The 26,497-nt window shown below is 51.9% G+C and carries 23 protein-coding genes; 1 reads left to right on the plus strand and 22 read right to left on the minus strand.

The genetic code is table 11. From position 1 onward, the window contains the following. Positions 1-14: 14 nt before the first annotated feature. The 9 genes from J4772_RS15175 to J4772_RS15215 all read right to left on the minus strand — a co-directional run bounded on the left by J4772_RS15175 (position 15) and on the right by J4772_RS15215 (position 12,018). Complete coding sequence (locus tag J4772_RS15175) at positions 15-1,193, minus strand: M20 family metallopeptidase (protein WP_209075886.1); 1,179 nt, start codon at positions 1,191-1,193, stop codon at positions 15-17. A gap of 26 nt (positions 1,194-1,219) precedes the next feature. Beyond that, a complete protein-coding gene (locus J4772_RS15180; RefSeq protein WP_209075887.1) occupies positions 1,220-4,267 on the minus strand; it encodes a FlgD immunoglobulin-like domain containing protein in 3,048 nt (1,015 codons plus the stop codon). Between the two features lie 30 nt (positions 4,268-4,297). Continuing rightward, positions 4,298-5,413, minus strand: coding sequence for an aminotransferase class V-fold PLP-dependent enzyme (locus J4772_RS15185; protein ID WP_116063152.1), 1,116 nt, complete (start codon positions 5,411-5,413; stop codon positions 4,298-4,300). Between the two features lie 27 nt (positions 5,414-5,440). After that, a complete protein-coding gene (locus J4772_RS15190; RefSeq protein WP_209075889.1) occupies positions 5,441-6,466 on the minus strand; it encodes a Gfo/Idh/MocA family protein in 1,026 nt (341 codons plus the stop codon). 17 nt (positions 6,467-6,483) lie between these two features. After that, positions 6,484-7,329 (minus strand): sugar phosphate isomerase/epimerase family protein, encoded by an 846-nt coding sequence (locus tag J4772_RS15195; RefSeq protein ID WP_209075891.1) that lies wholly within the window; start codon positions 7,327-7,329, stop codon positions 6,484-6,486. A 47-nt stretch (positions 7,330-7,376) separates the two neighbouring features. Further along, positions 7,377-8,204 carry a carbohydrate ABC transporter permease gene (locus J4772_RS15200; protein ID WP_209077186.1) on the minus strand — a complete coding sequence of 276 codons (828 nt, stop codon included), beginning with the start codon at positions 8,202-8,204 and terminating at the stop codon, positions 7,377-7,379. A gap of 72 nt (positions 8,205-8,276) precedes the next feature. Next, the gene (locus J4772_RS15205; RefSeq protein ID WP_247741107.1) at positions 8,277-9,176 is read right to left on the minus strand and encodes an ABC transporter permease; all 900 of its coding nucleotides are present in this window, start codon (positions 9,174-9,176) and stop codon (positions 8,277-8,279) included. 72 nt (positions 9,177-9,248) lie between these two features. Then, entirely contained in the window at positions 9,249-10,946 is a 1,698-nt protein-coding gene (locus tag J4772_RS15210) for an extracellular solute-binding protein (protein WP_209075895.1), read from the minus strand. 394 nt (positions 10,947-11,340) lie between these two features. Then, the gene (locus J4772_RS15215; RefSeq protein ID WP_209075897.1) at positions 11,341-12,018 is read right to left on the minus strand and encodes a GntR family transcriptional regulator; all 678 of its coding nucleotides are present in this window, start codon (positions 12,016-12,018) and stop codon (positions 11,341-11,343) included. A 231-nt stretch (positions 12,019-12,249) separates the two neighbouring features. Between J4772_RS15215 and J4772_RS15220 the strand changes: the two genes are divergently transcribed. After that, positions 12,250-13,722: a glycosyl hydrolase family 28-related protein gene (locus J4772_RS15220; protein ID WP_209075898.1), complete on the plus strand. Its 1,473-nt coding sequence runs from the start codon at positions 12,250-12,252 to the stop codon at positions 13,720-13,722. Positions 13,723-13,778: 56 nt separating this feature from the next. Here J4772_RS15220 and J4772_RS15225 read toward each other — a convergent pair whose 3' ends face one another. From J4772_RS15225 to J4772_RS15285, 13 genes are all read right to left on the minus strand, one after another. Beyond that, positions 13,779-14,231 carry a VOC family protein gene (locus tag J4772_RS15225; RefSeq protein WP_209075900.1) on the minus strand — a complete coding sequence of 151 codons (453 nt, stop codon included), beginning with the start codon at positions 14,229-14,231 and terminating at the stop codon, positions 13,779-13,781. A gap of 102 nt (positions 14,232-14,333) precedes the next feature. Beyond that, a complete protein-coding gene (locus J4772_RS15230) occupies positions 14,334-15,062 on the minus strand; it encodes a response regulator transcription factor (protein ID WP_209075902.1) in 729 nt (242 codons plus the stop codon). A gap of 147 nt (positions 15,063-15,209) precedes the next feature. Beyond that, positions 15,210-16,229: a zinc-dependent alcohol dehydrogenase gene (locus J4772_RS15235; RefSeq protein WP_209075903.1), complete on the minus strand. Its 1,020-nt coding sequence runs from the start codon at positions 16,227-16,229 to the stop codon at positions 15,210-15,212. Positions 16,230-16,571: 342 nt separating this feature from the next. After that, positions 16,572-16,769, minus strand: a complete 198-nt coding sequence (locus tag J4772_RS15240; RefSeq protein ID WP_209075905.1) for a hypothetical protein — start codon at positions 16,767-16,769, stop codon at positions 16,572-16,574. 465 nt (positions 16,770-17,234) lie between these two features. Beyond that, positions 17,235-18,953 carry an ABC transporter ATP-binding protein gene (locus J4772_RS15245; RefSeq protein WP_209075907.1) on the minus strand — a complete coding sequence of 573 codons (1,719 nt, stop codon included), beginning with the start codon at positions 18,951-18,953 and terminating at the stop codon, positions 17,235-17,237. A gap of 2 nt (positions 18,954-18,955) precedes the next feature. Continuing rightward, positions 18,956-19,333, minus strand: coding sequence for a hypothetical protein (locus tag J4772_RS15250; RefSeq protein WP_209075909.1), 378 nt, complete (start codon positions 19,331-19,333; stop codon positions 18,956-18,958). A gap of 154 nt (positions 19,334-19,487) precedes the next feature. Then, a complete protein-coding gene (locus J4772_RS15255; RefSeq protein ID WP_209075911.1) occupies positions 19,488-19,814 on the minus strand; it encodes an antibiotic biosynthesis monooxygenase in 327 nt (108 codons plus the stop codon). 23 nt (positions 19,815-19,837) lie between these two features. Beyond that, on the minus strand, positions 19,838-20,854 hold the full coding sequence (locus tag J4772_RS15260) for a siderophore ABC transporter substrate-binding protein (RefSeq protein ID WP_247741108.1): 1,017 nt from the start codon (positions 20,852-20,854) through the stop codon (positions 19,838-19,840). 65 nt (positions 20,855-20,919) lie between these two features. Beyond that, positions 20,920-21,678, minus strand: coding sequence for an iron ABC transporter ATP-binding protein (locus tag J4772_RS15265; protein ID WP_209075913.1), 759 nt, complete (start codon positions 21,676-21,678; stop codon positions 20,920-20,922). After that, complete coding sequence (locus J4772_RS15270) at positions 21,675-22,625, minus strand: iron chelate uptake ABC transporter family permease subunit (RefSeq protein WP_209075914.1); 951 nt, start codon at positions 22,623-22,625, stop codon at positions 21,675-21,677. The genes J4772_RS15265 and J4772_RS15270 overlap by 4 nt, the downstream gene beginning before the upstream one ends. Further along, positions 22,618-23,568, minus strand: coding sequence for an ABC transporter permease (locus J4772_RS15275; protein WP_209075916.1), 951 nt, complete (start codon positions 23,566-23,568; stop codon positions 22,618-22,620). Before J4772_RS15275 ends, J4772_RS15270 begins: the two co-directional genes overlap by 8 nt. 108 nt (positions 23,569-23,676) lie before the next feature. Next, positions 23,677-25,227, minus strand: a complete 1,551-nt coding sequence (locus J4772_RS15280) for an AraC family transcriptional regulator (protein WP_209075918.1) — start codon at positions 25,225-25,227, stop codon at positions 23,677-23,679. 25 nt (positions 25,228-25,252) lie between these two features. Next, on the minus strand, positions 25,253-26,434 hold the full coding sequence (locus tag J4772_RS15285; protein WP_209075920.1) for an MFS transporter: 1,182 nt from the start codon (positions 26,432-26,434) through the stop codon (positions 25,253-25,255). Positions 26,435-26,497: the final 63 nt, after the last annotated feature.

A 26,497-nucleotide genomic window follows, 5' to 3' on the forward strand; every position in this document is an offset into this window, starting at 1 on the left:
CGGTCTCTCTCCTCTTAGTCGAGCTGATAATTGCAAGCCAAGCGATAATAGAACTCGGCCGCCTGAACGACCTCGGCGACCGGAACCCATTCTTCCGCGGAATGCGCCTGATCGATCGAACCCGGTCCGTACACGATGGACGGGACCCCTTGCCAAGCCTGCAGCTTGCTTGCATTGCTGCCGTAAGACACGCCGCGCAGCGACGGATTCAAACCGAGCGATCCGGCGACGCGTTGCGCCGCCTGGACAACGGCTGCGTCATGCGGCGTATTGAGCGCAGGATCCAGGAGCAGCGGTTCGACGGAAAGGTTAGCTTCGGGGAGCGATTCCCGCAATTGCCGCTCGAACCCGGCGAGAACTTGTTCGGGCGTCTCGCCGGGAACGATGCGCCGATCGATCCGGATCTCGCAAGCTTCCGGAACGATATTGATCTGGCTGCCTCCGTTAATTGTACTTACGACGATCGTCGGGCTTCCGCAAAGTTCGCTGCCAATTCGCGCCAAACCCGGTTCTACCGTATCTTTCACGTAGCGAACGACATCCATCATCGAATAGATTGCGTTGTCTCCTTTGTACGGAACCGAGCTGTGAGCGGCTAAGCCCCTTGTCCGGACGGAAAACCGGGCGCAGCCTTTATGCTCCGCCACGATGCCAAGCTCGGTCGGCTCGCCGACTACTGCTCCCGTTAGAGGGATCTGGAGTGACATAAAAGCCGTTAGCCCCTGAAAGGCATACTCTTCATCGACCGAAGCGCAGAAGACAAGATCGGCGTTCAGAAGCTCCGGATGGGAAGCGCACCGCTCCATCATATGAATCATGCCGGCCAACGCGCCTTTTGTGTCGCAGGCTCCCCTACCGTATAGCCTTCCGTCGCGGTAAGTCGGCACAAGCGCGTTCTCCATGCTTCCGATCGATACGGTATCCATATGCGCCTCGAACAGCAAAGCGGAATCCGGCTTGCCAACCCGCAATTCGGCGATAATATTGTCGCGACCATCGGTTACGGGTTGCCGAGTAACCCGCAGCCCCGCTTGGCGCATGCGCGCTTCGACGTAATCGGCAACGCCGCCCTCTCCCCGGGCGTCCTCGCCGTAATGCGGATTGACGCTTTGTATGCGTACCAAATCGTCCAATATCCGGACCGCGGGATGCTCCGCCTCTTGCGCCGCGCCTTCCCTAACCAGTAACCCCATCTTCCTCACTCCCACGACTCTGCTGCTTACTGTTTTACGAAATAGAGCTTATCTACGTAAACCGCGTACACGTTTGCCGGATTATCCGCAGGCCAGATATAGGCGTATTGATTATTCGTCTGAGAAGGAACGAACGATCCGATCTTGATCGTATGCCATAACATATTTTCCATGGCGGAAGCCTGCACGGTCGTCGTTCCGAACGGATACGAATTCGTAGTCGCATCGTATACTCCGTACGAGAACGCATTTCCAGAAGGAATAGAAAACGCGGGCTTCCCATTGGCATCGAAATACAAATCGTCGGCATATTTGATTTTCACGACCGCATACAGATCGTAAGTCGCGCCGGGAACAAGGAGGCTCTTATCCCAGGACCATTGAACGTCCCAGCCGTTCGCAGCTCCTACAAGCTTAATCGCCGTTTTTCCGTCCGAAGCCGATACGTCCGCGTTATTTTTTGTAGCTCCTCCAAACATGTTCAAATCGCTATCCTGCCCGACGTAGACAGACTGGGTCGTATCCTTCGTCAATTTGAGGATTTTCCCGTCCCCCGCCGCAAAAGCCAGACTGCTGATTTCATAGCGATCCGGATAGGTCGTATAGCTGATTGAGGCGTTGGTAAGCGAATCCCTGATTTCCGTAATATCCATGCCGAGCTTCGCCCGATCGATCTTAATCGTGACATTGGCGCTGCTTAAGCAATTATGATTCACGACGACCAAATATTTGTCCCCTGTGGCAAGATTCACGTGCGTCGTCACGTCCGCGTTCGGATGAGCCGAGCTCGTCGTATTGCCGCCCCCGATCGTTGTCGCGACGTTCGCGATTTTGGTCATGGACAGAATCGTCGGTTCCAAAGCTTTTATTTCATTAAACAAGGTTTGAACGGTGCCGAACTTAGGCCCTCTATTATAATTTTCATCCACCATGCCTTCCCATAAGCTTTCCGTCTGATAGATAAAGTAAAGGAATCCTTTGGAGCCGTGCCCGATGTTGAGATAGGTCATGGCCCTTGTTTCGGCGGGGATCGGGTCTCTTAAGCCTGTGGGTTCATGCCCGTAATTTTGCACGACGGTCCACCATGGAGCGCGATTTTGAATATCCTTCTTGGTCAGCATGTGAAGGAAATCCAAATAAGGTTTGTAATCGATATTCGCATAATAGGGATGATTCATGTAATGGGTAAAATCCCCGATCGGGTAACCGATTGCCGCGCCGTAAGGATCGGTCAATAGCGTCTGCGTCTGTTGAATCCCGTAATGGAATTCCGTATATTCCGGAGTAACGTAATCTATTAACGCTTGATGATAAGGATCGATCGATTCCGTCATTCTTTTGGCGTTTCTCAAAAAATGAGCATGATCGATATCCAGGTTCATCGGTTCGTCCTTTAGAACATAGGCATACAGGGCCGGATGATCTTTAATCGGAGCGATTCTAGCGTTGATCTGATTGTATAACGCAATTTCGTCATTCTCCAGCGTTGGATTGCTGAACGTGGCATAGGCCATCGGGAAAGCCATGACCTGAATATCGTAAGCGGCTGCCCGATCCAGAGTGTCCGTATATAGCGCGGTAGATCCGTTCCAGTTGGCGATGCTGACCATGTTCATATTCGCGTCCTTCAGATCCTGGAAGCTATTATTTAAGTAAGAGATTCTAGTGGTGGATTGGAACGGAATTTCTCCTCCCTCAAACCATGTTCCTCTTGCTACGAGAGGGGCCGGCGCAATCGGATCGTTTAAGGCGACACCGGTTATAACCTGAATATTTTTCTTATACAACTGCCCGCTCGGATTGCTGATTACTACGGTATACATCCCGTTTGGTACGATCGCGTTAGCGTTATTTTTTCCGTCCCACGAAATTTTCGCCGTGCCGCTTTGACTAACGTTGTTAACCAGTGTTTTAACCGGACTGCCGCTGCTATCGACGATTTTGGCGCTTATCGTTTGAGCCCCGGATAGCGAATACGTAATTCCGGCGGAATCGTTAAGATCGTCCTGATTGCCCGGCGAAATCTTATACGGCTTCACTTTAATTAGTTGTTCTGGATTGTCGTTGATTTGCGATTCGACTATCGATACCTGATCGACTTTGATCGAAGGAAATTGGGCGGCGTTGTCTACTTGATAAAAGCTGACATGATAAACATGAGTCGGATCGAGCGCTAAAGGCGCGGCGTTGATTTTGATTCCGATATAGAACTTAAACTTGTCTTGCGTCTCCAAGCTGGACGTACTGTAAACTTTGGGCGGCACAGGGTAGGTTCCCGTCGTCGAATCGTACACGACAACTCCGAAAATATCGCCCGCTGAAGAATTCCAGTCCGCTCGATCGATCTGCACAATCGCATGGATATCATAGGTCTCGTCGGCCCTTAGCTTCGTGCCGTCGATAGGCGCTTGAATATTCCAGTTGCTGCCCGGTCCATTGTACAGAACGGCCGCACTGTTATCGGAAGCGAGAGGGCTCGAAGTGAGAACCGAGCTGTTATGCAGAATAAAGCTGCTGTCTTCGATAACGATAGATTCGTGCGGTCTCAGAATGATTTCATCGACGTAGATTTCCGACACTTGACTCGCGTTATCGGTTCCCGCCACGAAAAATACAAGCTGGTTCACGCTTAAATTCGGCACGAACGTTCCTACCCGGTATTCCTTCCAAGTCATATCCTGCGTTTGGCTGGAAGGCACGGTTTTTAGCGGTAGGATATAATCCCCGTACGTGTTGTCCCAGACCCCGAACGCTAATGCGTTGCCCGTTGGATTTGCCGCAATGTGATCAACCTTGATGCGCATAAAGACATCGTAAGATCTTCCCGGCTGCAGGTCGCTGAAATCCGAACGAATATGAGAAATGTTCCAATCCTCGCTCGTATTCGACATTTTACCGGCAAAGCCATTGCGCGCGGTTGTATCGGTCACGGTTATGCCGTCATTGTAATATTGAAATTGATCCTCTTGGATGACGAAGTCCGTGCCGGATGCCGAGGTTTTATGGATGCCGATCATAATAGACAAGACTAGACAAATCGTTGCAAGGAGAGACGCTTTTTTGACTTTGTTCATGTTCATAGCCCCTTTGACATGAAGTAGGTATCAAGCCTCAGACAAGCCATTCATCAGACGGTCAACGTCGGCACTATCGTTAAAAGAATGAATGGAAGCGCGGAATCGGCCGTCGCCTCCCCACAGATAGATTCCTAGCTTTTGGAGATATTCGGATACCTCTTCCCCCCGGTCGGAAGCGACGCAAACGTTACCCGCCCGTCGCTGCCGTTCGCGTGGCGTAATAATCGTGAAGCCCTGCGCGTCCAGCTTTCCGATTAATTCGTCGCCTAGCTGCAAAATATGGTTTTCGATTCTGGCGATGCCGGTATCCAACAGCAACCGGGTTGAGTAATTGAGCGCATAGATCGTCGGGTAGCTGGGATATCCCGTCTCGAATCGCTTGGCGTCGTGATGGAATTCGTAGCTGCTATGACGAATCGGGCTGAACATATCGATTACGCTCCGCCATCCCACCGAGCGCGGCATGAAATCAGCCACTCTGGCCGGGTTGACGCCTAGAATGCCTAGACCGTGAATGCCGAGCAACCATTTATAGGAGCTGCACACCAGAAAATCGGTTTCGTTCATATCGACGGGGACCGCGCCCAGCGATTGCGTAGCGTCGAGCAGGAGCAGCGTATCCGTCTGTTTTAATTGCTTGTATAATTCCCGATAATCGAGCCTGGCTCCAGATAAATAACTGACATGGCTTGCGATGACGAGTCGGGTCCGATGATCGACCTTCTCCATAATATCTTCCGGCGTAACCTGCCAATTCGTATGCTCCACGAACCTTACTTCCACGCCTTTATCCCGCAGGACAAGCCAGGGCAGGACGCCTGCCGGAAATTCCAAGCGGTTGACGACGACGTTGTCGCCGGGGAGAAAGGAAATCGAGCCTGCGATCATCGAGATGATCTCCGAAGAGTTCGATAATAATCCGATATTTTCAGCCTTTCCCCCGAGCAGAAGCGCAATGTTCGATTTGCACGACGCCTCGATAGCCGCATTGTTTGCGCGACCTCCAGGGCCTACGCTGCGACGGTTCATATAGTCGGTAATCGCTTCCAAGCTCCCTCTAAGTGCCGGCGTTTCCGCACCGCTATAAAACCATGCGCAATCTTCTATGCCAATAAATAATTTCTTTGTCAGTAAGGCTTCCACAGTCTCTCACTCCTCGTATATCTTGGCTTATTTGAATTCGATCCATCTGCCTCCGGCATCGGCGGAGCTTTTCTCGGCTTCCACCAGACGAATCGACTCCGCGACGTCGTGGCCGAGCGAGACAGACGGCTTAACTCCGTTCCTTAAGCAATCGGCCAAGTAGACGATTTCTCTATAAAAGCCCGTATCGGGAGACAATTCCGGCGTTAAGGACGGACCGTCCTTCGGATACACGGTTACCGTGCCGCCCGCAAATACGACCGCCGCTTCGTCGAAACCGACGCGGAAGGACATCTCGAAGCCAAGGCTTGGCGGCAGCGACCAGTCGGCTTCGGCGGATACGACTTTGCGGTCCGGGTAACGATATTGCGCGGACAGGATATCGTAGCCGCTGCCTGGGAACACATTGCGTCCAATGGCGGTGACGGCTTCGGGGTTTCCGAACAACCACCGGATCATGTCGGCATCATGGACGTGGAAATCCACTAGCGCGCCTCCGCTTCGCGTTTCGTCGAGCAGCCAGTTTTGATTCGACCAGATCGGAGCGCTGCTGGCCCTGTAGAAACGGGCGGACCTGACCGCTCCCCATGTATTTCGGTCCACGCATTCTTTTAAGTATTCATAGGCCGGCCAGAAACGAAGACATTGCCCGATCATCAAATATTTGCCGCTTTTCCTGGAAGCCGCGAGCATTTCCTCGCATCGTTTCGAATCCAGCGCCATCGGTTTCTCGCAAAGTACGTTAAACCCCTTCTCCAGCACCTGGATCGCTACCGAGTCATGCAAAAACGTAGGAAGCGCGATATCGATATAATCAAAAGCTTCCGATGCCAGCATGTCGTTCAGATCCGTATATAAGTTGTATTTGCTAAAGTCGTAGTCGGCGTTGCCTACCCCGATGTTCCCCTCCGTAAACTCCCCTTCGAACTTCTTCGGATCCGTGTCGCAAATGGCCGTTACGCGAATCGGATAATTTTCCTGCTCAAGACGCAAATATTGATCCAGATGAGCTCTCCCGATAAAGCCTATGCCGATGAGTCCTACCTTCAACATTTCCTCGTCCCCTTTAGTCATTGTTCCGAATCTTCCGCAGCAGCCCAGCGGTTCAGATCGGCAATCGTTTGACGAATGTCCTTCTCCTGCTGCTCCCCGTGAATTTCCCGTTCAATGATCCAATCGCCCGTAAATCCCCGATCAAGCAGCTTACGTACGAGCTCTGGAAACTGTACTCTGCCAAGCCCCGGACGAACCTCCTCGCCGAGACTGTCGCCGCTTATCGGATACATCCCGTCCTTCACGTGGATGTTGCGTACGTAGTCTCCCACCGTATCCAGCGCATCGATCGGGTTTCCCTTGCCGTACATAATCAAGTTAGCCGGGTCAAAGTTAAGACCAATATTCCCCGTTCCGACGCGTTCAATCGTTCTTAATAAGACAACCGGCGTCTCTTGCCCCGTCTCGAGCCAAAATTCCAGCCCGCGATCCGCGCAATATTGAGCGACTTCGCGAATGGCGTCGACGACCGGCGAATATTCAGGGTCCGTCATATTTTCCGGTATGAAGCCGCAGTGCGTAATGATGGCAGGAGTCCCGATCCGGGCGGCAAAATCGGCCCATCTCTTAAGCGCGGCGACCCGTTCCGCTCTGAAGGCTTCAGGCACAATGCCCAAAGTCAGCGGTCCCTCAACAAAATTCCATACTTGCGGTCCCGGCACGCCCGCCCAGAATGCGGCAATGCGCACGCCGGCTTTCGCGGCAGCGGCTGCAACGGTGTCCGCAACATCGTCCGTAGCTTGACTCACGTCCCAGCTTACCAGTTGACAAACCTTCAAGCCGTACCGAACGACCGGCTCGAAGCAATCGCCGCCGTTCTCAAGCGGATTAATGATGCCGATTTTTGTTTCAAGCTCTTTCACTCTATCAACCTCCCAATAGATGGTACGCCGCAAGCTTACGCGCCTTGTCATTCCTTCACGCTGCCAAGGACGATGCCTTTCATGAAATACTTCTGCAAGAATGGATAGACGAGCAGAATAGGAAGCCCGCCAAGAAATATTTGAGCGGCCTTGACGGAACGGTTCGAGATCGATTTCAGCATTTGGAGCTCCTCCGCCGTCGTCGCCTTGAAGTCGTTATTGATAATAAGCGTCTGCAAGTAGCTTTGCAGCGGATAATTTTCCGGGCGGTTCATATAGAGCAGTCCGTCGAACCAAGCGTTCCAATGGCCCACCATGGAGAACAAAAGCAGCGTTGCGATCGCAGGCAGAGATAACGGCAGGATGATGCTGAACAAGGTGCGCAGATGATTGGCGCCGTCGATAAATGCAGCTTCCTCGAGTTCCTTCGGAAGTCCTCTATAGAAGTTAAGCAATAATACGACGCTGAACACCGGAACCGCGGACGGAATTAGGAGCGCCCAAATCGTGTCCAGCATTCCCATATCTTTAATGACCATATAGGTTGGGATTAATCCGCCGCCGAACAGAATTGTAATTAGAAAATACCAGGCATACGCTGTCCGCAAACGAAATCTAGTAACTTCCATGGACAACGGATAGGCCGTAATGACGATTAGCAGCATTTGAATGAGACTTCCTAGCACAACCCTCTGAACGGAAACGCCAACCGATCGTAGAAACTCCTCTTTTTGCAAGACGAATTCATAGGATTTGAGATTGAAACCGACCGGCCACAGCGATACCAGTCCTGCCGATGCCGCCGAATTGGAGCTGAACGATACGGCTAACACATGAATCAATGGGAACATGCATAGCAGCGCCAGCACAATCATGAACGAATAGTCGAAGCCAAGAAACAGCTTGCGGCCGAATGATGCCTTTACCAAGAGCTCGCCCCCTTCCGGCTAGAATATTCGATAATTGGCCAGCCTGTAAGCTAAGAAATACGCAATGGAGATTAAGACCAGCGATACGACCGACTTCATCAATCCGACGGCGGTGGCTGGACCGTACTGAGCGCTCAACATCCCCATTCTATAGACCATCGTGTCGATAATATCTCCGCTTTCGTATACTTGCGGACTATATAAGACGAAAATTTGCTCGAAGCCGGCATTCAACACTTGCCCAAGACTTAACGTAACCAGCAGAATAATGACCGGCCTCATCCCTGGAAGCGTAATATGCCAGGTTTGCCGCCATCTCCCGGCGCCGTCCACGACGGCCGCTTCATAGAGGGCTGGTGAAATGCCCGTCAGAGCCGCTAAGTAGACGATGGTACTAAAGCCGAATTCCTTCCATTCGTTGGAGACGACAATCGTAAACGGAAACCAGGCGTTGTCGCCAAGGAAAAAGATCGGCTTCCCGCCCAGGGCGGTCAACGCTTGATTCACGATTCCCGATGAAGGCGATAAAATATCGATCATAATGCCGCCTAATATTGTCCAGGAAAGAAAATGAGGCAAATAAATCAGCGTCTGAACGCCTCGTTTAATGAAGGCCGAGCGCATCTCGTTAAGCAAAAGAGCAATCGCGATCGGCGTAGCCTGACCGACGACAATCTTCATGCAAGCAATAAACAGGGTGTTCCATAACACGGTGTACGTATCCGGCAGAGAAAATACGTAGCTAAAGTTGTCGAAGCCCACCCACTTGGAACCCAGTATTCCTTTGGTCGGAATATAGCGCTCGAAAGCCATGACAATGCCGGCCATCGGGATGTAATTATAGATGAACACGATTGCGGTCGCCGGCAGCAGCAAGAGGTGAAGCGGCAGTTCAAGTTTCCACGATTTTCTGAACAAGGCGATCCCCCGTTTCCCGTCCCTTATGAAATGCCAGAAGAGAAAGACGATCTCCTCTGGCATTTCATCATTCTATTGATTAGCCGTATACCATTCGTTGATCGCTTCCGTAATCTCGTCTCCGCCCTGCTTCTTCCAATCGGTCACGAACTTATCGAAGGAGTCGATCGGTTGGTTGCCGGTAATGATCTTCGTGAAAGCATCCAGTTCCAGTTTGGTTAGATTGGTGCCTCGATCGACCATGATTTGAAGCGGAGCCGTGATGAATTCGTTCTGAACGTAAAGATTGTTGTTGATATAGTAGTCCGCTACGCCCATGGAGCCGCCTTCGCCGTAAATCAAATTCTGGCCCCAGAACTGATTGTCGCCCGCTTTGTATTTTTCGATCATGCCCAGAATATCTCTCACCCCGGGAGGTACCGTCGACTGATCGGTCTTGCCCGCTAACACCTCGTTGACAAGCAGATAGAAGTCGCGGTTCCTGGTCGGCATATACATTTTGGCCGGAGACTCCATCCAAATCGTATCGTTGTCCGCTCCGCTTACGAACTGCTTGTGAGCCTCGTCGCTGTTATTGAAATAGAATTTCGCCAGCCATTGCTCCAGGATTCTCAGCAACGCTTCCGGGTTCTTCGCGCCTTTCTTCACAACCCAGAAACCGTGGAAGACATCAAGCTCCGTCTGGAATTTGCCCGGTTGATCGTCATAGGCCGGCAGCGGGAACATCTTCCATTCCACGTTCGGGTCATTGTCTTTGCTTCCTTGCAGGGGATACGCTCCGGCCGTACCGGCAGAGTAGAACATGCCGACTTTGTTAGCGGTTACATCCTCGAACAGCTTCGTCGGATCTTTAACCACGAATTCTCTATCCAGAATTCCCTTCTCGTACATCTCGTTCAGCTTCATCAGAGCCTCTTTCATAGCCGGCAGCGTGCTGCTGTAAACCAATTTCCCGTCCGCGTCTTTCGTCCAGATCGATTTATAAGCATGCATCGTATTCATGAATGGAGCCGTCATCGCCAGATCCTTATCCAGTCCCAGTCCGATGGTGTCCTTCTTGTTGTTCCCGTCGGGATCTTGGTTGGCGAAGGCGTCGGCGAGCGTCATGAAGTCTTCGAACGTCTTGGGCTCGGGCAGTCCAAGCTTCTTCACCCAGTCCATGCGTACCCATAAGCCGTTAACGCTTTCACGAAGAACTCCGGTAAACGGAATTCCCATCAATTTCCCGTCGATCGTGGCGGCTTTTCTTGGGTAATCGCCTGCGGCATCCTGTACTTTGCGAACCAATTCGGGCGCATAGTTGGCGTATATGTCGGTCAAATCCTCGATCATATCGGCGTCGTACAACTGTCTGAGCTGCGTAGGGCTGGCGACGAAGAAATCCGGGATATCGCCGGAGGCGATCATCAAATCCGTTTTTTGCAGATATTGCGCGTACGGAACTTCCCAGAGATTGTTGGCAATGATACCGTATTCATCCTTCAACATTCGCGTCCAGACGTTATTGTTAACGTCGTCGCCCTTATCGTATTTCAACGTTGCGAACTGATAGCTGACATAGCTCATTTCGACCGGAGGGTCGAACTTGGCCGGCAAGCCTGACGGGGCGGTTTCGCTTGCGCTGCTGCTTGCCGTTTCGCTAGCCTGATTCGTGCCTGTAGGAGACGCTTTGCCCGTTTCATTGGACGGAGAGTTGTTGTTACTGCAAGCCGCTAGCAAGACAGATCCGATAAGACCCAATAAAAGCGCTGTCAAAATACTCCGTTTCATGCTTCATCCTCCTCATAGTAAACGCCTTTGATTTTCTTTCTTGGATAAGCCCCTTCAATCCATCTTCATTTTGTTAACAGTTTCCCGAAATACAGACCCATCCCCTGTCTATTAAATTTGAAATATAATAAATTATATATAATATTTAATGTATTTGTCAAACGGTTATTTCGACTCTTTGTCTGCCTAAAAGCAATTTAATGTAAAATGTATTTTATATTTGATTATGTATGAGTTGATCCCCTATTATTCGAATGGAAGGTCCGCAGCGGTATGCCTTAAGGCGCTACCGCTACGTTCTGGTGTCTCTTGCTACCCATGCTTCTGTATGAATCCGTCTCCATCGTTCATGCAAGTCGCATTTCCCCCATTTAGCTTATCCATTGAACCCGGCTTATTCGTTCTCTTCCGGCCACAGCTTCGATATGTCGGTACGGTCTGCTGAACCGTTATCCTGCAAAGCTTTAATGCATTCCTTGAAGGAACGGTGAATATGCCTTCTCATGACCCTCTCCGATTCGTCCGGATTCCCCTTCCGAAGCGCGTCGATCAGTTCTTTGTGCTCGTCGAATTCCTTCTGTTTCGTCGATTTCATCCCGATGATTCTATTGACAAGCTCGATCTGGAACGAAATGGAGTCGTAAATCTGCATCAATCTGGAGTGGCGGGAAAACTGGATAATGCTATGGTGCAGATACAGCGACTCTTTCAATAAGGAATCTACTTCGGGATTGTGCAGCTTTGATTCCATCTCCGCATACAGATCAACCAGAAGTTGAATCTGTTCCTTGGAGGCGTGCAAAGTCGTCAGCCTCATCGCCAAGCCTTCCAATGAGGCGCGAAGCGAGTAGATTTCAAAAATATCTCTCTCTTCAATCTCTTTCACGATCGGCCCTCTGTTCGGAACAATGTTGATGATCCCTTCTCCGGACAGCATCCGCACGGCTTCGCGCACCGGCGTTTGGCTAATCCCGAGCTCCTTGGCCACCTTGGTCTCTACGATTCTGTCTCCCGGATTAAGTTCGCCGTTAAGGATCTGTTGCTTAATCAGCGTAACTAAATCCTGACTCATGCTTTTCTTTTCCATAAAGGATTGTTTGGTTATGTTATTCATTCTCGCGCCCTGCTCTCTGAATATAATATAAATTTTACATTATATATTATATCACAACTTCTCGTCTCTACTCATCTGTCAATTTGAATTCGGTCGACGTTGGCCGTCCTATCTTTACATTCCCTTCATAATAGCTGTGCTATCGTTGTTGATGCATTCACACTATTAGGAATGAGAGGAAGTGGCGTTGTGAAAGTTTTGAAAAGATGGAGTTTTACCGTACTTGCCGTTTGTCTTGCCGTCTCTTTGTTCGCAGTCTCTGCCAGCGCAAGCAATGGAAACGGTGACAGCCAAAAGAAGAAGGAAAATGCGGCAAGAACCTTCTTCAATGTTAAGGATTACGGGGCGAAAGGAGACGGAACGATCAACGACAGAGCTGCGGTTCAAGCTGCAATTACGGCTGCGGAAGAAAAAGGCGGAACCGTATACCTCCCCGGCGGCAACTACCTTCTGCGAGGCAGCGGAACCGAGCTTCTTCTAATTAAGCGTCCCATTCATATTTTAGGAGACGGTTTCCTCAGCCGCCTAGTCGTTGCTTCCAACGTTCCGAATACGACGGACGTCATCCGAATTTCGCCCGAGCTTAGCATCGGTTGGCAGTTCGGCATCGACTCCATCAACATTATTCCGCAGGAAGGCAGCAAGCCGGCCAGACACGCGCTGAACATCGACATTTCCACTTATCCGCAATTTTTGGCAAAGCTGCTTGTACAGAATTGCTACTTCTGGCAATTGGGCGGCAACAGTGTGAAGCTGACGAATCCCAAGGGAGACCCCAGCTTATTTACTTCCTCCTTCGAGAATAACGTCTTCTACGGAGGGTTATCGCTGCTTAACGCCGGCGATTCCATTAACATCCTCGGCAATACGATTACCGGAGACAATATCGGCGTAGAGTTGAGTCAGGTTGTCGGAGCCGCGAAAGTCGTCATCGCTTTTAACAATATTACGTCTGCCGGCGGGGCGATCAGAGTCACCGAAGGCAATCAGGTCAAAATTCTGTACAACCAGATCGAACAAAACGTTCCGCACACGAGCGCGCACCAAGCCGCGATTTCTTTGGACGGCGAGATCAACCCCGTCGTGTTCAGCCAAATCGTTGGCAACAACGTTAACGGTTGGGGATATGCGGGACATGTAGATCATGCCATCAAAATCGGCAATGCCGCATATACGAAAATCAGCGGCAATACTTTGGCTACCGGTACTTTAGGAGTAATCAAAGTAGAATCGGAGGCTACGCTCACGGAAATCGGTTATGACAATTCCTTCTTAAGCAATACCGGCATCGTTCCCCGCGCGAATGCGATCGACGACAGCGGCATCATAACGCTAGGCGTCGAGAAGTCGGCGGCGCTCACGAATGGCTGGGTCGATTATGATCCATCGGCATTCGGTAAAGCTTCCTTCAGCCGCGACATGAACGGCAAAGTCAGCTTGGACGGCTTGATTAAGGACGGCAGCTTAACGGCGGGAACCGCTATCCTTACACTGCCTGAAGGCTTCCGCCCCGCAAAAGCCAAAAAATTCACGGTCAGCACGATCGAAAACGGCGTTGCGATCATAGGCGAGGTTCAAGTACTCGCTACTGGTCAAGTGCTGTTCATGAGAGGCGGCAACGATTATTTATCGCTGAACGGAATCAGTTTCCTGGCCGAATAAAAATAAAAAGGGATGTCCCCGAAGTCATTAACGATGACTGGGGACATCCCTTGTTTTTACGTTGTTCCGAGCTGTTCCGCCAAACCGATGAGAATTCCTTCTTTTCCACGAATATAGCAGAGCCGATACGAGTTCTCGTACTGAACCACCTCGCCAACGAGCTGAGCGCCATGCTTTAGAAGTCTGGATACCATTTCGTCAATGTCTTCAACGGCGAACATGACGCGTAAATAACCGAGGGCATTTACAGGAGCAGTTCGGTGATCCGATACCGTGGGCGGAGTGATAAATCGCGAAAGTTCAAGTCGGCTGTGGCCATCGGGGGTCACCATCATAGCAATCTCAACACACTGTGAACCGAGCCCGGTTACGCGACCGGCCCATTCCCCTTCGACAGTAGCTCGCCCTTCGAGCTTTAAGCCAATCTCCTCGAAGAAAGAGATTGCGTCATCAAGGGATTCTACAACGATGCCAACATTGTCCATTCTTAGCAGTTTGTTTTTTGCCATAGTTTTATCTCCTTATATGTACCAGCTTATTATCTAATTATCTTCTTAAGTTTATTCGATCAATAGTTTCTAACTCCTTCCAAACGATTACTGCGATCGCTCCTAATGAACGGCGCTTTCGCCTACCCGGTCTTTCGAGAGACCCATTTTATAGCCGCTTCCTCTCACGGTCAGCACAATTTCCGGTTCTCGCGGATTGGTTTCCAACTTTCGGCGAATGTTCTTAATATGAACGTCTATCGACCGTGTATCGACTTCAATCCTGTAACCGAGAATGTTGCGCATTAACTCAGATCGAGTCAATGTTCGGTGGGTACTCTCGCATATCGTCTTTAGGAGAGTATACTCCGTATTGGTGAGCATCACCTGCCGCCCATCGAATTGTACATCCTGATTGCGATAATCGATAACCAATCTTCCACGACCGTAACTGACTGAATGCGACACTTGATTGGTATATACCCAAGATCGCCTAAAAACCACATGCGCCTTTGCAACAAACTCTTCAGGATCAATTGGAGATACGACATAATCGTCCGCCCCATGATACAACGCATCGATTGGATTCCAGTCCGATTTCAGCGGAACTACGACAATAATTGGAACATGAGAGCGCTCTCTTATTTTTCGACACAAATACTCTGCACATACGGATTGCGTTCCCAGCTCGAGAATGGCAAGGTTTGGCGGGTCGTCTCCTAACACGCGCATAAACGATTGCCCCTCGCCCACGACTAGGGTACGCCAGCCATCCTTGCGTAAATAGGGTTCTACCAAAGAGCTCCGCAACTCATCTTCTTTAATGATCAACACCGTCTTTGTCCGTTTCACAGCATCGAATCCTTTGCTCGAAAATAGGGAAAAGCGATGAAGTCGACGGCTAGTCTCTGGAAAAGCTGCGAATCCCGAAATTCTTACTAAATAAAGTCTAATCCTATCGATAAGGCGATAGAGTTAGACTTAGCTTGTGAAAACGATTCAAGGCTTTAATACGATTTTACCGCTCGTGACCTCCCCGGCAACTAAATGGGCAAAAGCTTGGAACCCTTCCGCAAGCGGACGAATCTCCGTCCATCCCGTCTCCGTTATTTTGCCGGCGATCAATAAATCGACCGCATCCTGAAAATCCTGACGCGAGTAGCAGAAGGACCCTAATATTTCGATTTCCTGACGAATCGTATAATTGATCGGCAACAACGTTTCATCGATTCCAAGCCCGATATTCATCAACGTTCCGCCCGCATTCAGCAGCTTCACGGCAGCCTCTCTCGTAGGCTGAAAGCCCGCTGCGTCAATGACTGCGTCGACCCCTTTGGACCCAAAAGTCTCTCTCGTCCGCTCCTCCAACCGATCCTCGCGTGCATGCGCCGTATGCGTCAAGCCAATGCTCTTGCACATTTTTAGTCTTTCCGGGTTTGTATCGACGATCATAACCTTCGCGGCGCCGAGCAACTTAGCCGTCATCGCGCAGAGCAGTCCTATTCCGCCGGCACCGAAAACGACAACGTTGGCGAAAGGATGACGCTCCATCGCTCGCCGCGTCGCGCGAAGCGAACACGCAAGCGGCTCTGCAAGCGCGGCTCTGACGGAATTCAGCCCATCGGGAACCTCAACGAGCGCTTCTAAAGGCGCGACGGCCCAATCCGCGAAAGCGCCCGGTTGATGGATGCCGATAATCTTTCTTTGCTCGCATAATTGGGTCAAGCCCTTTTTGCAACGATCGCACTGTCCGCAGAAGAGCAGCGGGTTTACCACGATTTTTTTGTTCACCCACGATTCGTTCTTTACGTCCCCAACCTCTTCCACGATTCCGCAAAATTCATGACCCATGATCAACGGCGGCTTGCGCAGGCTGTTATGGCCTAAATAACCTTCGATTTCAGATCCGCATATGCCGACCGCTTCGATTCGGATAAGAGCCTCGTTGCCCTGAGGGGCAGGGCGATCCCTTTCTTCCCAGTCCATTTGTTCCGCCGCATTCCATACTAACGCTTTCATCGCACGCCTCCAAAAGACTTCTTTTTATCATCTTCAATAAAATAATTCATTAAATTTATTATATTATATATAATAATGAAGGGTCAATCGCTTTTTAGAGCATGCGAAAAAGGGGTTGCCCCTAAGCAGGATCATACAAAATGAACGATCAAGAAAAAAAAGAGTGCAGGCCTCTCCTGAAGATTGCCTCATACGGTTCGGAAATCATCTCGGGTTTTCCCGTCCGGATTTCGGATCGTATTGCAGCCTTAGGAGAGACATGCACAGCCACTGTCTCTATTGAACATTCTTTTGTACGACTCTTTTGCTATGCGGCAACTCCCTTTTTGATTGAACCTTGCTTTATTCGAAAACCGACTTTAACGTATCGAGCGAAGCCGCAACGATGAGATCCAACGCTTCCGGCACGAATTTGGACCAGTTGGCCGTCGTCGTCTCGTAACCGTCCCGAAGGAACGCTTCCTTCGGGGCGATATATCCATTGCCTAAGATGATCGATTTATAAAGTAAGGTGTATACATCTCCCGTAGACCTAATCATGACCCACAACGTTTCTAATTTATTGGATATTAAACTTTAACGACGAATCTATTTGCACACATGAGCTTACGCAGGGAAGTTAGTCGGAAATTCGTACAACGCAGCTCGAACCAGGCTTAAACGGCGGACGTTTGTTGGAAAAACCGCACAAAGCAACTCAGCTCAGACTCAAACGACGAACGTTTGTAGGGAAAATCGTATAAATCAACCATGATCGGGGATTGTACGCCACTAAAGCGTCTTCGATAATTATACGAATAACTTATAGGAATTATCTGGAAATTTCGCGGGTCAAGCGTAGCCCGTAGACTGCCTCATACGCTCCTGAAATCACATGGTAACGGGTTTACCCATTCGGATTTCAGGAGCGTACAGCATTGGAGAGAGATATATACACCTTGCACCTTGTTCATCGATTATCTTTCAGAGCAACTCGCAGTTCCTTAGAGACAGCTCTTTCGTTTATTACGCAAGCTGATATTGAGCTTGATGCAGCCGGCTGTAAATACCGCCGGACGCGAGCAGCTCTTGATGGCTGCCCTGCTCCGCAATGCCGTTCTCGTCGACAACGATGATCCGGTCCGCGTTCTTGATCGTCGCCAGTCTGTGGGCGATGACCAGCGTCGTCCGGCCGACTGCCAGCTCGGACAGCGATTGCTGGATTGCCGCCTCGGTCTCGGTGTCGAGCGCCGATGTGGCCTCATCCAGGATGAGAATAGGCGGGTTCTTCAGGAACATGCGGGCGATCGCCATTCTCTGCTTCTGACCGCCCGAAAGCTTAACGCCGCGCTCTCCGATGATCGTTTTCATGCCTTCGGGAAGCTGCTTGATCATATCCTCGAGCGAGGCCCTTCTGGCGGCCTCCCAAATCTGCTCGTCGGTCGCCTTCAAGTCGCCGTAGGCGATATTCTCGCGGATCGATCCGGAAAACAAGAAAACGTCTTGCTGTACGATCCCGATATTGCGGCGCAACGATTTCAACGTTAGGTTGCGAATGTCCATGCCATCGACCGTAATGCGCCCGCCGGAAACCTCGTAAAATCTCGGCAGCAGGCTGCAAATCGTCGTCTTTCCTGCGCCGGAAGGCCCGACAAAAGCAATCGTCTCTCCCGCCCTGATCGACAGATCCACTCCCTTAAGTACGTCGCGGCCTTCCTCGTAGCCGAACGACACGTTCTCGAAGCGGATGTCTCCGCGCAGCGTATCGACCGCGACGGCGTCCTTGGCGTCCACAATGTCCGGCTCGGTGTCGATCACTTCCGCATAGCGCTTAAACCCGGCTATCCCTTTCGGATAGCTCTCGATAACGGCGTTGATCTTCTCGATCGGACGGAAGAAAATGTTCGACAGCAGCAAGAATGCCATGAATTCTCCAAGCTCGATTCTGCCGTCGATGTAAAACCATGCCCCGCACACCATCACGAATATCGTAATCAAGCGCATCAGCATGTAAGAAACCGAGAAGCTCTTTGCCATCGTCTTGTAGGCAAGCAGCTTCGTCTCGCGGAAGTTCTGGTTGTCAACCGCAAACAGCTTCTTCTCGTGCTCTTCGTTGGCGAACGATTGCACGACGCGAATGCCGCCCACGTTCTCTTCAATGCGGGCGTTAAAGCTGCCGACGTTGCCGAACAGCCGCTGATAGGTATTCGTCATGCGGCCCCCGAAAATGATGATCAGCCAAGCCATGATCGGAATGATGATAAAGGTGATCAACGCCAGCTCCACATTGATGTATGCCATCAGCGTGAACGAGCCTGCCAACGTCATGATGGCAATAAAAATGTCTTCCGGACCGTGGTGGGCGATTTCCCCGATGTCGTTCAAATCGTTGGTTACCCGACCGACGAGATGGCCGGTTTTATGATTGTCGAAAAACCGGAACGACAGCTTCTGAATATGATCGAACATCTTCCGCCGCATGTCGGTCTCGATGTTGATGCCCAGCATATGGCCCCAGTAGGTGACGACGTAGTTCAATACGGTGTTAAGAACGTAAATCCCGAGCAGGCCGATGCTGGCCAGCACGATCATCTTCCAGTTGCCGCTTGGCAGCAGATCGTCAATAAATTGGCTAACCGCGAGCGGGAAGCCAAGCTCCAGCAGACCCGCGATCACCGCGCAAGTGAAATCGAGAATGAATAAGCCTTTATAAGGGCGGTAATACGAGAAAAACCTGCGAAGCATCGTTAATCGTTCCCCTCTCCTCCGTCAACCGGTCCTTGCGGCCCCGGCTCCTCTCCGATCTCCTGAAGATCGAACAGATGGACGTACTCATCGATGATCTGGTCCAGCGCCTTCAGCTCCCCGGACAGCGTTGGCCGAATCGCCTCGAATTCCGGCTGGACAAGCTGCTTGGCAAGCCTCGCGCGTTTCACCTGCAATTGCTCCAGAAACATAAGGACGCGGCCTCTTCTGAACGTCTGTGCGCCCCTCGGATCGCGGCCGCCTTCGCGACCTCCATGATGCTCTCGCGAACCGCGCTGAGCCTGAGGATCTCCCCTGCGGCCATGACCGTGCCCATGTCCGTGACCGCGTCCTTCCACGTCTAAATGTCCCATTCTCATGTTAGCTCCTCCTTTGTATACAATCGTATACGTATCTTCATGTATACAAATGTATACAAAGAAGGAGCCGTTGTCAACGATTTTAAAGGGCACGCCTCCCCCAAAGATGATGCCCTCGGGAGATGCATGCCCTTCCCCGCCATTCCGTCAGGGATTACTGCCCAAACTTTCCTTTTCTGACTTTGTTCACATTGTACATGTTGACTGTGGTGCTGACGACATAGTCAGGAGGGGTTTGACCTTTGCTGTCGCGATGCCCCTGAATATGCTCAGGACTCTTCTCCCAGTTTTTCCAAGCTTCCTCGGATTCCCAGCGGATGATGACGACAACCTCTTCCGTTTCCTTGCTTCGCTTGTTCGTCATCACTGTAATATCGATCAGGCCTTCGCGCTCGTCGAGAATGCCTTCCCGGCTGAATCTCTCGACGACCTTGTCGACATTGCCCTTCTGCACGACGATCGTTCTCGTCTGGATAAGCATGGACAGTCCTCCTCTGATTTAAGTTACTGTACCGCTTGAGCGGCTTCTTTAACCATTTCCAGCTCGGTGTTCAAGCCGCCGCCGGACAGGTACCAGAAGTTGGCGTTGAGATACACGATTTTGCCGTTTTTGTAGGCGTTCGTTTTCTTTACGAGATCGTTCTCGATGACTTCTTTGGCCGGAACTGTGCCTTCGCCGCTGACCACCGCGTCGCGATCGATGACGAACAGAACGTCCGGATTTTTCTCCGCAATGTACTCGTTGGAAATGCTGTTGCCGTGATTATCGATTTTGATGTTCTCGTCTACGGCGGCAAAGCCGTATACGTCATGGATGCTGCCGAAGCGCGAGCCTGGTCCGTAAGCGCTGATTTTGCCGCCTGTCGTCAGAACGATCAGCGCTTTACCTGCGCCGGACGCTTTGCCGTTCAATTCGGCAACAGCCGCATTGTACTCTTCAAGAGCGGCGTTCACTTCCGCATCTTTGCCGAAAATTTGTCCGATAATCTTGGCGTTGTTAGAGAAAGATTCCGTATACTTGCTATAATCGATCGACATTTGGATCGTCGGCGCGATTTTGTTCAGCTCTTCGTACGCCGGAGCCGTTCTGCCGCTAATGAAAATAACGTCGGGCTTAAGCTTGTTCAGCTTCTCGTAGTCCGGCTCGAACAGCGTGCCTGCGTCTTCGTATTTGGCATCGCCGTATTGGGACAGATTGCCCGGGATCGACGCTTTAGGCAGCGCCAGCACTTCGACGCCCAACTTGCTAAGCGTGTCGAGCGTACCGAAGTCGAACACGACGACCTTCTCCGGATTCGTCTTGACGGTAGCCGTGCCGAGAGCGTGCGTAATCGTGACTTCGGCTGGGGCAACGGACTCGGATGGGCTGACGGATTCCGACGGAGCCGCGGACGCGCTTGGCGATGCGGACGGGCTGGCCGAAGGACTTGCGGCGCCTTCGTTATTGTTTTTGGAGCCGCAGGCAGCGAGAATCGCGATCGCCATTACGGACATCAGAATGAGGGATAATGCCTTTTTCACAGTAGACCACTCCTAGTTATTTTTTTATATAGTCATTTGACTTCGCTCACGCGAATCAACATAACTCAAGAGAAATAGACGCATACTTTTTTCCCGTCCACGACGTGGATCGGAATGTGCATATCGTATATGTCCCGCAGCACCGCCGTATCGATCATTTCGTCCGTCGGTCCCTCCCGCACGATTTCCCCTTCCCTCATCGCGACGATAAAGTCGGAATAAGCCGAGGCGAAATTGATGTCGTGAAGCACGAGCACGATCGTCTTGCCGAGCTCGTCCGTCAAGCGGCGCAGCACCTTCATAATCTGGACCGAATGCTTCATATCCAGATTGTTAAGCGGCTCGTCGAGCAAAATATACTCGGTATCCTGCGCAAGGACCATCGCGATGAACGCTCGCTGCTTCTGGCCTCCGCTGAGCTGATCCAAGTACTTGTTCTGGAGCGCTTCGAGCTCCATGTAGCGAATCGAGGCTTCGACATGCTTGCGATCGTCGGCATTCAGCCTGCCTTTGCTATAAGGAAAACGTCCGAATTGCACCAGATCGAGCACGGTCAGCCTGACGTTGATCGAATTCGCCTGCTTCAGGATCGATATTTTTTTGGCAAGCTCCGCGCTGTCCGTCTTGCCGACGTCCAGCCCGTCGATCAGCACCTGCCCCGCGTCGGGCGCAAACAACCGGCTGATGACGGAGAGCAGCGTACTTTTACCCGCGCCATTCGGCCCGATGAAGGACGTAATTTTGCCTTTGGCAATCGCTGTCGTAACGCCGTGTATGCCGTGTTTGTCTCCGTAACGTTTCGTAATGCCTCTTGCTTCAATCACGATGACTTGCTCTCCTTCAACAACAAGTATAGGAAGTAGATTCCGCCGATGAAGTTCAGAATGACGCTAAGCGTCGTAGAGAAGGTGAACACCCTCTCGACGATCAGTTGGCCGCCCACTAATGCGACGATGCTGATCAATACGGTGCCCGCGATCACCACTTTATGGCGGAAAGTGCTCAGCAGCCGATACGCGACGTTCGAGACGAGCAGTCCGAGGAAGGTAACCGGACCGACTAGCGCCGTTGAGACCGCTACGAGCAGCGCTACCGCGATAAGCAGACGCTTCGTAATGCGCCCGTGAGGCACGCCGAGATTAACCGCATGCTCCTTGCCCAGAGCCATGACGTCCAAATACTTGAAGTCTCTGTAGAAATACAACAGCACAAGCAGCACGAGAACGATCGATAGGATCAGCACATCGGTATTCATGTTGTTGAAGCTGGCGAACATTTTATCCTGGACGATCAGGAAGTCGTTCGGGTCGAGCAGCATCTGCATAAAGCTGGAGATGCTCGAGAAGAACGTTCCGCAAATAATGCCGACGAGCAGCAGGAAGTAGAGATGATTCCCTTCCCGGTTAAAGAGAAATTTGTAGAGTATTCCTGCGAACAGGACCATCAAGCCTACCGCCAGCACGAACTGCACGTTTTTCGCCATCGACGTAAGCGTTGCTGAGCCGAACAGGAACACGATCGCCGTCTGCAGCAGCACGTACATGGAGTCGAGACCGATCAGCGTCGGCGTTAATATTTTGTTGTTCGTCAGCGTCTGAAAAACGACGGTCGAGACCGAGATCGCCGTTCCGGTCAACAGAATCGCCAGAATCTTCTTGGACCGACGAGGCAGTATGTAATCCCAGTTGCCGCTGCCGTCGATCGTCATGAACACGGCGATCAGCGCCAGCGCCAAAGCTCCCAGCGCAATCAGCTTCCAAGAGTCACGCATAGCTCTTCCTCCTTAACAGCAGGTAGAGGAAGATGCCGCTGCCGATCACGCCGACCATCAGTCCGATCGAGATTTCGTACGGATAGATGATGATGCGGCCGAGAATGTCGCAGGCCAGTACGAATACGGCTCCCAGCAATGCGGTATGCGGAAGGCTGCTTCGCAAATTGTCGCCCTTGTACAAGGAAACGATGTTCGGGATGATCAGCCCGAGAAAGGGCAGCGAGCCGACCGTCAGCAGAATGACCGCAGCTACTAGCGCGACAATGCCAAGACCGAGATTGACGACCTGCCGATATTTCAAGCCGAGATTGACTGCAAACTCCTCACCCATGCCGGCGATCGTAAACCGATTGGCATACAGATAAGCGAGCGCGATAAGCGGCAGGCTGACGTACAGCATCTCGTATTTCCCCTTCAAGATGGAAGAGAAGTCTCCGAACAGCCAGCTGTTCACGCTTTGCAGCAGATTGTACTTCAACGCAAGGAACGTCGTGATCGATCCGACGATCCCTCCGAACATCAAGCCTACGAGCGCGATCAGAATCGGATCGCGGAACTGAATGCGGTTCAGAATCCGCATAAACAGCATCGTGCCTCCAAGCGCGAACACGAATGCGACCGCGATCTTGAACAGCGGCGAAGCCGCGGGAAACAACAGAATGGCGACAAGCACGCCCAGGCTTGCGGAATCCGTCGTTCCCGCCGTCGTCGGCGAGACAAATTTATTCCGCGCCAGCTGCTGCATGATCAGACCGATCACACTCATCCCTACCCCGGCGATCAGAATGCTGATCAGTCGCGGAATTCGGCTGATCCACATAATTTCCCACTGATAATCCGTCATGCGGAACAAGTCCAGCGGGCTCAAATTGGATACGCCGACAAACAAGGAGGTGAAGGAAAATACGATAAGCGCGACCCACAAATAACCGATTTTCATTGCGACTCTCTCTTCGTGATAATGATTCTCATTTGCATAACACCTTTATCATTTTACATAAAAAAAGAGAAACCGGAATGGACATTTCGATTTCTCTCATGGACATTTCTATTTTGCGCTCTCGGAAGCAAACAAATAATCGACGATCTGGTCGACAAGCCGTTCATGCATTTCCGCGTTGTAGACGAACGGCTCGCCGAGCCGAATGAACAAGCAGCGCCTCTCCCCTCCGGCAGAGCCGGACGCATCCTTCCATTGCCGCTCAAGCGAAGCGCAGTACGCGTCACTCGCCGCAAACTCGATCAGAAACAGTACATGATCGGCACCCAGCCCGATTACGTCCGCAATAGCCGACTGGTCGAGGAATCCGATCTCGTCCGCCGCAGGCGGCGACTGGAAATGGAGCTCGTCGTAGAGCAGATCGGTGAATTTTCGCCTCAGTTTGCCATAAACGCGGAAATTTCCTTCCCGTACGCCGACGATTAGAAACGGCGTCTTCTGCAGCCGCTCCTCGACATGCTGTCTGGCGTTGTCGGTTTTGCGATCGAAGTCGGCCAACCAGCGCTGCGCCACGCTCTCTAATTCGAGCAGCTGCGAGAAGTCCGCCAAGCGCTTCTTCCATGAATGCTCGTGCCAAGCATATACGGTCAACGGCGCGATTAGGCGCAGTTCGGCAATCAAATCGTCCGGCAGCGGCCCCGTTAACATCCGATCGGGCTTAGCCTCGCGGATTTCGCGCAAATAACCGTCCCTGTTTTCCTTATCCAAATCCCAGTCTCTCGGCAGCGCGACGCATGGGACAATGCCGAGCACGGCCAGGTCGCCGCGGAAAATCGGACTAAGAGCGGCGACCGATACTTGCGCCCGCGACGCGTAGTCTGTCGGCGTCAGCCCCATCTGCTTCTTGAACAGCCTGCTGAAATAATATTCGTCCGGATAGCCGACCGAATGAGCCGCTTCCGTCACGCTTACATTCGGATCGGACAGAAGGCGCAACGATGCGTTCAGCCTTCTCGTGATCAAATACTTGAGCGGGCTTAATCCCGTCATCTTGCGAAACATTTTGTAAAAGCGGCTGGAGCCGACGCCCGAATTTCTCGCCAACTCCTCCATATCCAACGCCGCGTCGTAGTTGTCTCTGATTCTTTGTCTCGTTTGCTCCAAATAATCGTTTAGCGCGGATTCTTCGCCCGCCGGGCTGCGGCGAGCATTCGCATAGGCGGAGGCAAGAGCATACAGTCGCGCTTGAGCCAAGTAGTAGTCTGGCAAATCAAGCTCTTCCGCAGACGCCGCGGCGAATTCGGATACCCAGTTCTTCATCTGCGGGAAGCGAAAGCTCACAATGCCGGCCGAGGTCCTTTTACCGGATGACTCCCTTTGCCGTACGAGTCCGCTGAAGGCCACCAGCAGCAAAGTCGCGCGCCCGGAAGCATTCGACGCAATCGCAACTGGGCGGCCTGCGGGCAGATGGAACAGCTCCCCGGCCGGAATACGAATTGCGCGACTATGAAGGTCGTCCAACGAAGCCTGAAGATCGGAATAGAGACAGACGCCGAACCGATCGCAAGCATGAGCCGGCAGAAGGAGCTGTTCCCCTCCCGCAAGCGGAAGCTCGGCGGAGCCCTGGTATTGAAGCGGCGCGAAGCCTACCCTGTGCATGTCTGAATCTCCCCTGTACATCGGATTATGCCTTATTGTAGCCGACCGCTCTCTCCTTGAGCAATACGACGCACTGGATCGCTACGGAAACGAGAACAAGCCCGGCGGGAATGTAGAAGATGTCCGCAGAAATTCCGGGAACGACTAGCGGCAGCATGTAGCCGACAAGCGCTGCCGTCTGGGTGATAAACACGTACAGACTGGCTCCGAAGCCCGCCCGGTGAATAAACATTCTCTGCACATACCCCATCGCCACTCCGAGCAGAACGGAGACGAAGAAGGAGTAAATCGGCTGCATCGTAAAATAAACGGCCAGCGAGTCCGTCTGCGCGTAGACGATATAGGTTACGAAGGCGCCTGCGGCGGCATACAGAATCAACCGTTTGCTGCCGTACTTCGCCGCCCAGTAACCGGCCACCGTCATGAACAGCAGCTCGAATACCGCCTGAGCACTCCATAAATAAGATGCGTAACGGGGGTCTCCGAACTTCCCGCTGACGACAAGCGGCAAGTACAGTCCGCGAATCGCATCGGCGCATGACAGCAAGAGCAGCGCAATGAGCATCGCTAGAGAATAAGGCTCTCCTCCCGCCGTTCGTTTCGTTCCAGGCTCCGTCTCCACCTCCCGATACAGCAGCAGAAGCGCGAACAGCGCGGCATAGCCGAGCAGATTGCCCCATAGCACGCCTCGAAAGGACGCGAACAAATAGACATTCGCGCCGACGAGCAGACCGGTGAAAAAGCCGACGCTGAACGTCGCCCTTAGCCATAGCTGCGAGATCTCAACGATATTCGGAGCCCAGCGCGTGTAATGGTTGCGGGCCATCGCGAACATTTGCCCCATGATCATGCCCGAAGGCGCGCTGGCTAGCGCCATGCCGAGCAGCGCCGGTACAAAGCTGTCCGCGCGCATGTAGAGCAGCAGGCCGCTCGCGCATAAGGCCGCAGCGGTCATCGGAATCGCCTTGCGCCTTCTCAGCCGATCGCTGAACAAGCCTACCGCGACCGTAAGCAGCATATTCAGCAGCAGCGAGCTGCTGAACACCCAAGTAATCTGCAGCTTGGTCAGTCCTATGCCGTCCTTCATATATACGGCATTCATCGGCGCGAGCACGCCGACGCCGATGCCGTACAGAAACATGGCCGCAACAAGCGCCCATGCCCAACGGATTCTAATAAATTGCCTAAAATCGGATGCAATGCTCATTTTCTTGCGCGCTCCCCGCCCAAAATAAAAACGCTCTAACTTTTGCTCAACAAGAAACAGCCT

It is taken from the genome of Cohnella sp. LGH, assembly GCF_017671885.1.
GTDB classification, from domain to species: Bacteria; Bacillota; Bacilli; order Paenibacillales; family Paenibacillaceae; genus Cohnella; species Cohnella phaseoli.

What these genes read in the sequence shown, in the direction of transcription:
- J4772_RS15175 (WP_209075886.1), bottom strand. Translation starts at nt 1,193, where the DNA reads ATGGGGTTACTGGTTAGGGAAGGCGCGGCGCAAGAGGCGGAGCATCCC.
- J4772_RS15180 (WP_209075887.1), bottom strand. Translation starts at nt 4,267, where the DNA reads ATGAACAAAGTCAAAAAAGCGTCTCTCCTTGCAACGATTTGTCTAGTC.
- J4772_RS15190 (WP_209075889.1), bottom strand. Translation starts at nt 6,466, where the DNA reads ATGTTGAAGGTAGGACTCATCGGCATAGGCTTTATCGGGAGAGCTCAT.
- J4772_RS15200 (WP_209077186.1), bottom strand. Translation starts at nt 8,204, where the DNA reads ATGATTGTGCTGGCGCTGCTATGCATGTTCCCATTGATTCATGTGTTA.
- J4772_RS15210 (WP_209075895.1), bottom strand. Translation starts at nt 10,946, where the DNA reads ATGAAACGGAGTATTTTGACAGCGCTTTTATTGGGTCTTATCGGATCT.
- J4772_RS15215 (WP_209075897.1), bottom strand. Translation starts at nt 12,018, where the DNA reads ATGAGTCAGGATTTAGTTACGCTGATTAAGCAACAGATCCTTAACGGC.
- J4772_RS15225 (WP_209075900.1), bottom strand. Translation starts at nt 14,231, where the DNA reads ATGGCAAAAAACAAACTGCTAAGAATGGACAATGTTGGCATCGTTGTA.
- J4772_RS15235 (WP_209075903.1), bottom strand. Translation starts at nt 16,229, where the DNA reads ATGAAAGCGTTAGTATGGAATGCGGCGGAACAAATGGACTGGGAAGAA.
- J4772_RS15240 (WP_209075905.1), bottom strand. Translation starts at nt 16,769, where the DNA reads ATGATTAGGTCTACGGGAGATGTATACACCTTACTTTATAAATCGATC.
- J4772_RS15245 (WP_209075907.1), bottom strand. Translation starts at nt 18,953, where the DNA reads ATGCTTCGCAGGTTTTTCTCGTATTACCGCCCTTATAAAGGCTTATTC.
- J4772_RS15250 (WP_209075909.1), bottom strand. Translation starts at nt 19,333, where the DNA reads ATGAGAATGGGACATTTAGACGTGGAAGGACGCGGTCACGGACATGGG.
- J4772_RS15255 (WP_209075911.1), bottom strand. Translation starts at nt 19,814, where the DNA reads ATGCTTATCCAGACGAGAACGATCGTCGTGCAGAAGGGCAATGTCGAC.
- J4772_RS15270 (WP_209075914.1), bottom strand. Translation starts at nt 22,625, where the DNA reads ATGCGTGACTCTTGGAAGCTGATTGCGCTGGGAGCTTTGGCGCTGGCG.
- J4772_RS15275 (WP_209075916.1), bottom strand. Translation starts at nt 23,568, where the DNA reads ATGAAAATCGGTTATTTGTGGGTCGCGCTTATCGTATTTTCCTTCACC.
- J4772_RS15280 (WP_209075918.1), bottom strand. Translation starts at nt 25,227, where the DNA reads ATGCACAGGGTAGGCTTCGCGCCGCTTCAATACCAGGGCTCCGCCGAG.
- J4772_RS15285 (WP_209075920.1), bottom strand. Translation starts at nt 26,434, where the DNA reads ATGAGCATTGCATCCGATTTTAGGCAATTTATTAGAATCCGTTGGGCA.